Below are 6,882 nucleotides of genomic sequence, written 5' to 3' on the forward strand. Positions count from 1 at the left end.
TCGGCGCCCAAACTTCGGCGCAGCTACCGGGGCGACGCCGAACCCTACGGGAGTTCCCGATCGGTTCGTCCGGTCCCGGCGTCCCCACATGTGGGAATCCTGTGTGCCGCAGCGTGGTCGAGAGAAGGGTCAGGATCCGGTCGCCCGCGGGTCGACGGTCACCGGCCGGTCGCAGCTCGCGGGCGGATCCACCTGGGAACACTCGGTCGGGAGCCGGGTGGGGATGTAATCCGAGGCGACGCCGCCGTTCTGGATGAGCGAGACGTAGGCGTCGACCGCGCCGGTCGGGGTTCGGGTCAGCGTGGGATCGCTCTCCACGTTCACGGTGTACAGGCCGAAACGCGGTGCGTAACTTCCCCATTCGTAGTTGTCGGTGAGGCTCCAGTAGTTGTAGCCCATGACGTTCATGCCGTCGGCCTTGGCGCGCTGGATCCAGTAGAGGGTGTCACGCAGATGGTCGGCGCGGCAGTAGGGCTGGTCGCCCGTGGCCTCGATCGGCGGTTCGTTCCGTTTCCGGCAGGGACCGTCGGTTCCGTTGTCGGTGGGCATTCCGCTCTCCACCACGTAAATTGGTTTGCCGCCGAGATACTCGTGGTAGTGCCGCAGGGCGTAATAGATGCCCTCGGTTTGCTGCGGCAGCTCCCACATCTGCGGCGCTCCGGCCGAGGTGCCGGTGGCGGCGGTCTGGTCGTCGGGACCGAAATAGTAGTCGACGCCGACGAAGTCGAGCTTGTCGCGCACCTTGTCGACGAACCCGTGGTTGACCTCGGCCTCCTTGCCGGACACGAAGCCGACATTGCTGGTGACCAGGGCGTCCGGCTGATTGTTGTGGATCGTGTCGTAGATGTCGTTGTGCGCCTGGGCGAGTCGGTCCACCATGAGATCCGCCTCCTCGTTGGAGGTGATGGCGCCGATGCGGCGCTCGGCGCCGACGTAGGCGAGGGGTTCGTTGATCGTCACCCAGATCGGATCGTATGTGGCGAAGCGGTTGACGACCTTGCGCGCGTTGGTCAGCCAGTCCTCGACCATGGCCGGGTCGAGCCAGCCGCCGCGGTCGGCCGCCCAGCCCGGGTACACCCAGTGGTCGAGGGTGATCATCGGCGTCATGCCGTAGGCGTGGATCCGCCTGATCATCTTGTCGTACTTGACGAATGCCTGCTCGTCCCACCCGTCGGGGCCGGGTTCGGGCTGTACTCGGGCCCATTCGATGCTCATCCGGAACACCTTCACGCCGAGCGCGGCGGCGTGCTTGATGTCGTCCTCGTAGAAGTCGAGGAAGCGCACCGAATTCTGGTACTCGTCGACCGCGCCGGATTCGATGTATCGGGTCCAGTTGCTGTCGGGCGCAGAGCCTTCGGACTGGAAGCCGGACGCTGCCACACCCCAGAGGAAGTCGTCACCGAGCCGCCACGAGCCGCCGGCCCGGTCGGCGGGCGCGGCCGACACCAGCCCCGGCAGGACCAGGGTCGCTACCGCGGCGGCACAGGCCGCCAGCGCGTGTCGGCGATTCGACTGTCGCATTCCAGCAAGCGTAGCTGGACGATTGCTGAAATCCGGGGTGGCGGGCGGCGTGTCGCGCGTTCGGGGCCGGTATCAGGCCGCGGTCGTCTCCAGCCCGGCGGCGCGGGCGCGCCGGGCGAACAGCGCCGCGGCCACCGCGGCGGGCACGTTCATCAGGACGCCGTAGACCGCCGGTGGCACCGCCATCGCCGAGTTGTGCAGGACCGAGGTCGCCACCGCGATGGCCAGCGCGCCGTTGTGGATGCCGATCTCCATGGCCGCGGCGACCGCCTGATCGGCCTCGATGCCGAACAGCCGCGATACGTAGAAGCCCACCAGAATGCCGACCGTGGCCAGCAGCAGGCACACCGCCGCCAGCGCGCCGACATTGTCGGTGAGAGTGTCGAAATCGCGGGCCACGGCCGCGACCACCACCAGCGCCAGCACCACGATCGACAGCACCTTCACCGCGCCCCGCGCCCGCCGCGACCAGTCCGGGAACCGGTGGTGCACCCACATGCCGAGTGCGACGGGTATCAGCACGATCGCGAAGACCTGCGCGAACTTATCCGGCCGCAATCCGATCCCGGCGTCCCCGTCGAGGAACAGCGTGTAGGAGAGCCCGACCACCAGCGGCAGGGTGAACACGGCCAGTACCGAATTGACCGCGGTGAGCGTGATGTTGAGCGCCACATTGCCCCCGGCGATGTGGCTGAACAGGTTCGCCGACGGTCCGCCGGGCGAGGCGGCCAGCAGCAGCATGCCCGCCGCCACCGCGCCGTCGAGCCCGAACAGGTAGATCAGGCCCAGGCAGACCGCGGGCAGCAGCAGCATCTGGCACACCAGGGCCACCGCGGCCGCCTTCGGATAGCGCAGCACCCGCGCGAAATCGTCCACCGTCAAGGTGAGCCCGAGGCCGAACATCACCAGGGCCAGGGCGAGCGGCAGGAACACCGCGAACAACGAACCCACTGCAACTCCTCATCTGCGCACGTGCCGACGGGCCGCGTCGGCGACGAGTGTCGACACTAGTGAGTCGCCGGGTGCCCGGGCGAGCCCGAGAACCCTCAGTGGTGGTGAAGAACACCCTCAGCCGACGGGTGCTGCCGATACACGCACGATGAGCTCATCGATGTAGTCGCGGAAAAGCGCTGCCATATCGACGTTTTCGGGATCCAGCAGCCACTGCAGCTGCAACCCGTCCATCATCGCCGTCACCTGTCGCGCGACCGCGGCGGTGTCGACCCCGGCGGCGACGGTGCCCGCCGCGATGCCGCCGTCGAGGGCCCGCACCAGCCACTGCTGCAGGCGGCGATAGCGGTCGACGGCCCAGCCGTGCGCGGGGTGGTCGGCGGTCACGGCTTCGCCGCTGACCACGGTGAACAGCTGGACCAGACCGGGGACGTGCACGTTGTACTCGACCAGCCGCGCCAGCCGGTCGAGCGCGGCCGGTCCGCGCAGTTGCTCGTCGAAGCCGAGCCGCTCCAGATCGACGCGATCGCGGTGCTCGAGCACGGCGGTCAGCAGCGCGGCCTTGGTGGGGAAGTGGTGCAGCAGCCCCGGTTGCGAGAGGCCACAGCGTTCGGCGATCTCGGCTATGGAGGCGCCGCGGAAACCGTTGTCGGCGAACGTCTTCAGTGCGACGTCCAGGATCCGCTCCTTACGGGCCGCACCGCGCGGACGCCCGGGTGTCGACATGGCCGAATCGTATCACGGGAAGATAACAACACTGACCGAGTGCTCGGTTAGGTCACCCGCGCGGACGTCGTGCGCCCTGCCTGCGGCGCTGGGAGCTGTGGGTCGGGATGCGTTCGGTGGTGAAGCTGAGCATGGCCAGGCCCGCGTCTCGGATGAGCAGATCGAGATCATCGATGATCGCGCCCACCGCCGCGCCGGCGGCGCGGATCTCGGCCCTGGTGGTGCCCGGATTGTCGAACACCGCCTGCAGCGTGTGCAGCTGCAGCCCGACATCGAACAGGTGCCGGACCAGCCGATCGGTGGCGACGGCGACCTCGCTGTCGACCTCGGCGGGTCGAGGAGCGGGGTCGAGGAATACGTACGGTGGCCGGACGCCGCCGGTATGCGGCGGCGGTGTGCTCCGTGTGTCGTCGGTCATGGCGCTCTCCGGAGTCGCTGGGCTCTCGCCGGACTGCCCGGCGTAACCGGCGAGCCGCGCTTCGGGACTCGATGAACTGTTCATACTATTTTCGTGCTCTGCGGTTGCCGATGCGAGGGTATACCGAAAAGGGGGTTTGCGGGTTTCGGATTGTATTGTGTTGCGGCGGAATCCAGGTGGTACTACCGGGTCACGACCCGGCGGTCGAGGTGATAGTCGGCGAGATCGGGAGTGCGCCGCATGAGTTCGTCGAAGCGCGCCGGGCTGGACGGCCACACCTCCGGGACCCCGTTGCGCCCCAGATACCAGCTGTGGCAACCGGCTGCCCAGACGGTGCCGGGCATGGCCGCGCGCAGGCGCTCGTTGTAGGCCGCCGTGGCGGCGGCGGTCGGCTCGACGGTGGTGAAATCGCCGTCGCACCACCGGCGCAGCCAGCCGACGATCCGGCGGGACTGCGCCTCCGCGACGGCGGTGAGCGGGTGGTTGGCGACCGGGCTGTGCGGTCCGATGAGCATGAACAGGTTGGGGAATTCCGGCAGCATCATGGCCTCGAACGCGTGCGGCCCCTCGGCCCAGCTGCGATCGAGGGTGTGGCCGCCGGTGCCGGTGATCGACATCGGACGCATATAGGCGTGTGAGTCGAATCCCGTTGCCAGCACCAGGATGTCGAGGTCGTGACGGCGGCCGTCGGCGGTGACGACGCCGCGCGGATCGACGTGATCGATGGCCGCGGTGACCAGGTCGACATCGGGACGCTGGACCGCGGCGTAGAAGCCGTCCGAGACCACCAGCCGCTTGCACATCGGCGGATAGTCCGGGGTGAGGGCCCGCCGCAGGTCCGGATCCCGCACCGTGCGCAGGTGTGCCGCGCAGATCGCGGTGATGACTCGGCGCACCGGCCCCGGACGCACCAGCCCCCGGGAGAACAGCGCGAAGGTCATCGCGTTGAGCCGGTACGAGAGGGTGTTCAGGACCGGCCATCGCCGATACAGCACGCGGGACAACCGGGTGAACGGCCGGTTCACCGTGGGCAGGATCCATTGGGCGCTACGCTGGAACAACACCACCCGCGGCACCTGCCCGGCCAGCGCGCGCACCAGCTGGGTGCCGGTCGAACCGGTCCCGATCACCCCGATTCGCTTGCCGCCCAGGTCGATAGCGTGATCCCAGCGGGCGGAGTGGAACGCGGCGCCGGCGAACGTGTCCAGGCCCGGGATATCCGGCGTCCGCGGGCGATGCAGGAACCCGGTCGCGCAGACCACGAAGTCGAAACGCTCGCGCGCGCCCGCCGCGGTGGTGAGATGCCATGCGCGGCCGTCGAATTCGGCGGCGGTGACCTCGCTGTTCCACCGGGTGTGGCGGTGCAGGTCGTGGGCGCGTGCCACATCGGTGAGATAGCTGTTGATCTGTGGCCCGGTGGCGTAGAGCCGCGTCCAGTCCGGATTCTTGGCGAAGCTGAACTGGTAGTACCGCGACGGCACGTCGCAGACCAGCCCGGGATAGCTGTTGTCGCGCCAGGTCCCGCCGAAGCCGGACGCCTTCTCGAAGATGGTGAAGTCGTGAAAACCGGCGCGCCGCAGGAAGATTCCCAGGCAGATGCCCGAGATTCCCGCGCCCACGACGGCGACGCGCGGCTGCCTGGATTCGGTGGGACTCATCGCTACGCTCCCGTCTCGCACCCTGATATTAGACGCTAAGTCATTCAATAGACATGATGTCCAGCGAACTGTTACAGTGTGCGCCACATCACAGCTGTAAAGGATGTGCGATGCGAGCTCTGCAGTACACCGGGCCGGAAACCGTTGAGGTCCGGGAGGTTCCGGTGCCCGAGATAGGCCCGTCCGACCTCCTCCTGCGGGTCGGCGCCGCGGGAGTCTGTCATTCCGACCTGACACTGGTGAACTTCCCCATGCAACTGCGCGAGGAGCCGCTCACGCTCGGGCACGAATTCGCCGGGACCATCGAGGCGGTCGGTGCCGAGGTGTCCGGGCGTCAGGTAGGCGAACGCGGGGTGGTCTACCTGTTCTGGACCTGCGGGACCTGCCGCGAGTGCGCGAGCGGCAACCAGAACGTCTGCGTCGCGGCGGGGCGCGCGGCGTATCCACCGTGCCCGGGGCTGGGGCCGGACGGCGGGATGGCGGAATACGTTCGGATTCCGGCAGATTCGTTCGTTCCGATCGGTGACCTGGATTTCCTGCAGGCGGCGCCGGTGGCGGACGCGGCGCTGACCCCCTATCACGCCATCCGCGGCGCCCGCGAGCAACTGCGTCCGGGCGCCACGGCGGTCGCCATCGGTATCGGCGGCCTCGGCCATGTCGCGGTGCAGATCCTGCGCGCGGTGAGCGGTGCGCGCGTGATCGCGGTCGATGTCGCCGAGGACAAACTGGAACTGGCCGCCGCCTGCGGGGCCGACCTGGGCCTGATCGCCGGTGCGGAGACCGCGGCCGAGATTCTCGACCGGACCGGCGGCCGTGGCGCGGAGGCCGTCTTCGATTTCGTGGGGATCGACGCCACCGCGAAACTCGCGGTCGAGACCGTGGCCCCCAACGGTGCCTACCGGATGGTCGGGATCGGCGGTGGCGCACCCGAACTGACCGCGGGTCCGGCGGGCGGCCCCGGATGGCCCTGGGGTGCCACGGTGCGGAAATCGCTGGGCGGCACCAAATCCGACCTCATCGAGTCGCTGGCACTGGCGCAGGCCGGGCGGCTGCGGATCGAGGTGGAGCGGTACTCCCTGGCGGAGGGGCCGGAGGCGTTCGCCCGCCTCGACAAGGGACAGGTGCGGGGGCGGGCGGTGCTGGTGCCGTGAGCGGCCGTTGTCCGCGCCGGGCCGTGGCCCACCGGGGCGGCGGGGCGCGTGCGCCGCGGAACACTCGCACGGCGACTATTGTGGAGTTGTCCATGGGGGCGTGAGGCGGTGGGTGGTCATGATCGAGCTCATGATGCCGGGCGCGGACGGGACCGCCGTCGCTGTGCAGGAGTGGCTGGTCAGGCCCGGAGACACCGTCCGCGAGGGTGACACGGTGGCGCGGGTCGACGCGTCCGGTACCACGGTCGACGTGGTGAGCCCCGTCGACGGGATCGTGACCGGCATCGTGGTCGCCACCGGCGTGACGGGCCGGGCCGGCACGGTCCTCGCGACGATCGCCGAGGCGGTATGGCGTGTCCCGGCGCGCGAGGACGCACGCCGCGGACTGCTCGACGGCGCTCACGCCGCGGCACTGCGGGAGGCCCGCGCGGTGCACAGTGCCGCAGTGCTCGAACGC

7 protein-coding genes are annotated in these 6,882 nt (G+C 69.1%); 2 read left to right on the forward strand and 5 right to left on the reverse strand.

Features of this window, described 5'->3' with window-relative positions; genetic code table 11:
• Nucleotides 1-129 precede the first annotated feature (129 nt).
• From NM1_RS34890 to NM1_RS34910, 5 genes are all read right to left on the reverse strand, one after another.
• A complete protein-coding gene (locus NM1_RS34890; RefSeq protein WP_084520333.1) occupies nucleotides 130-1,521 on the reverse strand; it encodes a family 1 glycosylhydrolase in 1,392 nt (463 codons plus the stop codon).
• A gap of 72 nt (nucleotides 1,522-1,593) precedes the next feature.
• On the reverse strand, nucleotides 1,594-2,472 hold the full coding sequence (locus NM1_RS34895) for a bile acid:sodium symporter family protein (RefSeq protein ID WP_068030247.1): 879 nt from the start codon (nucleotides 2,470-2,472) through the stop codon (nucleotides 1,594-1,596).
• 117 nt (nucleotides 2,473-2,589) lie between these two features.
• Entirely contained in the window at nucleotides 2,590-3,198 is a 609-nt protein-coding gene (locus NM1_RS34900; RefSeq protein ID WP_068030250.1) for a TetR/AcrR family transcriptional regulator, read from the reverse strand.
• Between the two features lie 52 nt (nucleotides 3,199-3,250).
• Nucleotides 3,251-3,616 (reverse strand): hypothetical protein, encoded by a 366-nt coding sequence (locus NM1_RS34905; RefSeq protein ID WP_068030251.1) that lies wholly within the window; start codon nucleotides 3,614-3,616, stop codon nucleotides 3,251-3,253.
• A gap of 182 nt (nucleotides 3,617-3,798) precedes the next feature.
• Nucleotides 3,799-5,274, reverse strand: a complete 1,476-nt coding sequence (locus NM1_RS34910; RefSeq protein ID WP_068030253.1) for a flavin-containing monooxygenase — start codon at nucleotides 5,272-5,274, stop codon at nucleotides 3,799-3,801.
• A gap of 110 nt (nucleotides 5,275-5,384) precedes the next feature.
• Here NM1_RS34910 and NM1_RS34915 point away from each other — a divergent pair, with 110 nt between their 5' ends.
• Entirely contained in the window at nucleotides 5,385-6,425 is a 1,041-nt protein-coding gene (locus NM1_RS34915; protein WP_068030256.1) for an NAD(P)-dependent alcohol dehydrogenase, read from the forward strand.
• Between the two features lie 118 nt (nucleotides 6,426-6,543).
• Nucleotides 6,544-6,882 (forward strand): lipoyl domain-containing protein (locus NM1_RS34920; protein WP_218022184.1); only part of this gene is annotated, 339 nt, incomplete at its 3' end.

The sequence above is a fragment of the Nocardia mexicana NBRC 108244 genome (assembly GCF_001613165.1).
In the GTDB taxonomy this organism is placed as follows: domain Bacteria; phylum Actinomycetota; class Actinomycetes; order Mycobacteriales; family Mycobacteriaceae; genus Nocardia; species Nocardia mexicana.

Excerpts from the sequence above, each read along its gene's own strand:
- NM1_RS34890 (WP_084520333.1), bottom strand. The coding sequence starts at position 1,521 with ATGCGACAGTCGAATCGCCGACACGCGCTGGCGGCCTGTGCCGCCGCG.
- NM1_RS34900 (WP_068030250.1), bottom strand. The coding sequence starts at position 3,198 with ATGTCGACACCCGGGCGTCCGCGCGGTGCGGCCCGTAAGGAGCGGATC.
- NM1_RS34905 (WP_068030251.1), bottom strand. The coding sequence starts at position 3,616 with ATGACCGACGACACACGGAGCACACCGCCGCCGCATACCGGCGGCGTC.
- NM1_RS34910 (WP_068030253.1), bottom strand. The coding sequence starts at position 5,274 with ATGAGTCCCACCGAATCCAGGCAGCCGCGCGTCGCCGTCGTGGGCGCG.
- NM1_RS34915 (WP_068030256.1), top strand. The coding sequence starts at position 5,385 with ATGCGAGCTCTGCAGTACACCGGGCCGGAAACCGTTGAGGTCCGGGAG.